2 protein-coding genes are annotated in these 2029 nt (G+C 34.5%); one reads left to right on the top strand and one right to left on the bottom strand.

Going from position 1 to position 2029, the window contains the following annotated elements:
* Positions 1-267: 267 nt before the first annotated feature.
* Positions 268-561 (top strand): YtpI family protein, encoded by a 294-nt coding sequence (locus tag HU235_RS22245; protein ID WP_095300665.1) that lies wholly within the window; start codon positions 268-270, stop codon positions 559-561.
* A gap of 33 nt (positions 562-594) precedes the next feature.
* Here the strand turns inward: HU235_RS22245 and HU235_RS22240 are convergent, their stop codons facing one another.
* Positions 595-1911, bottom strand: a complete 1317-nt coding sequence (locus tag HU235_RS22240; protein ID WP_174881626.1) for a DRTGG domain-containing protein — start codon at positions 1909-1911, stop codon at positions 595-597.
* Positions 1912-2029: the final 118 nt, after the last annotated feature.

Genomic DNA, 2029 nt, shown 5'->3' with positions numbered 1-2029 from the left:
CCTTTAATATAGTTTCCTTTTTTAACAAGCATTTTAGTTCTTTTCTCGAGGAAACTCCTAATAAAAATTCTGATAAGTTTCGCTTTATATGTTATTAAAACATAAAAGGAACGAATTAAAAAGAAGGAAACGCGGTGAATGGGAGTGAAAAATAAATAGAAGGTTTTAGGTTAAGGTGTTTTATTTAATTTCATATTTTCATTGGACATGGTAAAATCATTTTAATTGTTTTTACCCTTTAACAGAAAAATATTGGAGGTTATTCTTATGCCAGTTTTAGTCGTATTGATTGTATTTTCACTTTCCTTTTATGTGTACTATCGTGTAAAAGCTTATCGTTCTAATAAGCTTGTTGAAAAACAATGGATTTCAGCAAAAGCAAGCATAGCGCTCGGATTATTCGTTGCGAGTTTCGGTCTAAATCAATTGTTTTTAAACCGTTCAACTATCACGTTAATTGTCGGCATAGTCTTTCTTCTAATAGGTTTTGGTAGTAGCTGGGCGGGGTTTCGAGCGTATAAGCACTATTTACCTCAAGTTGTAAAAGAGGCTCAAAAATAATATTGAGAAGAGATTATCTCTTCTCAATTTGCTTTATCTTTCGATTAATTGAACCATCATCATCGCTTTCCCCACTACCATTCCATCACTATACGCTTCTATTTCAACCTTACCAAATTTTCGGCCAACCTCGAGAATCTTTGGCTGAATTTCTAATATAGCTTCCATTTGCACAGGCTTTATGAAATAAATAGTTATATTTTCAACAATGATATCTCCCTTTTTTTGTGCACGTAAATATCGATTTACCGCCTCTGTTACAAGAGTCGTAAATACACCATAAGAAATCGTTCCAAGGTGGTTTGTCATTTGTGGACTAACCTCACATCGAAAAATATTACTCCGCTTAGATTCATCGTCAATTGTCACAAACTGATTTGTGACAATATCATCTAATTTTTCTCCTATTTGAGGCTGTCGCTGTATGACTTGTAATGCCTTTAATACATCTTGCCTGCTAATCATTCCTTGTAGTTTATTTTGCTGATCAACAACAGGTAATACTTCAATCCCTTCCCAAACCATCATTTGAGCTGCTGATGCTACAGATGTTTTCCCAATAACAGTAACAGGATTTTTCGTCATAATTTTTTCAATTTGAGTTGAATGGGTATGACCCATAATATCCTTGGCTGTAACCATACCTAGAACTTTGTTATTTTGATCAATAACGGGATATCTACCGTGTCCGGTTTCATTGTTTAGTCGGTACCACGTAGCAACTGTTTCAAAAGGTGAAAGACATATCGTTTTTTCAAAAGGAGTAAGAATATCTTCTACTTGGACAATTTCCTTTTTTATAAGCTGATCATATATTGCCCTGTTAATCATTGTTCCTACAGTAAAAGTATCATAACTAGTTGAAATGATTGGTAGCTCAAGTTCATCTGCGAGCTTTTTTACACTCTCATCAGTATCAAAACCACCTGTTATTAAAACTGCTGCTCCCGCTTCTAATGCAAAATAATGGGCATCCGTACGATTACCTACTATTAATAGATTTCCTGCCCCTGTATACCGCATCATCGCTTCAATTTTCATAGCGCCAATAACAAACTTATTTAATGTTTTATGTAATCCCGCACGACCACCTAAAACATGTCCATCAACAATATTTACAACCTCTGCATATGTTAGTTTTTCAAAGTTTTCCTTTTTCTTCGTTTCAATTCGTATTGTACCTACTCGCTCGATCGTTGAAACATACCCTTTATTTTCTGCCTCTTTTATCGCTCGGTACGCTGTTCCTTCACTTACATTTATCTCTTTCGCAATTTGTCTTACTGAGATTTTTTCTCCAACTGGAAGTGAATTAATATATTGTAAAATTCGCTCATGCTTCGTAGCCAAGCTACCTCACCCTTTTTGTAGGTATTTCCTAATATCAACTATTATTATAAGGGTGGTATGAACGATTCGCAATGAACGTTTCATTTTATAGGATAAATTTATGAATATTCTGTACGAC

It is taken from the genome of Metabacillus niabensis, from assembly GCF_902829255.1.
Lineage (GTDB): Bacteria > Bacillota > Bacilli > Bacillales > Bacillaceae > Metabacillus > Metabacillus niabensis.
This window is presented reverse-complemented; position numbering and strand designations above follow the sequence as displayed.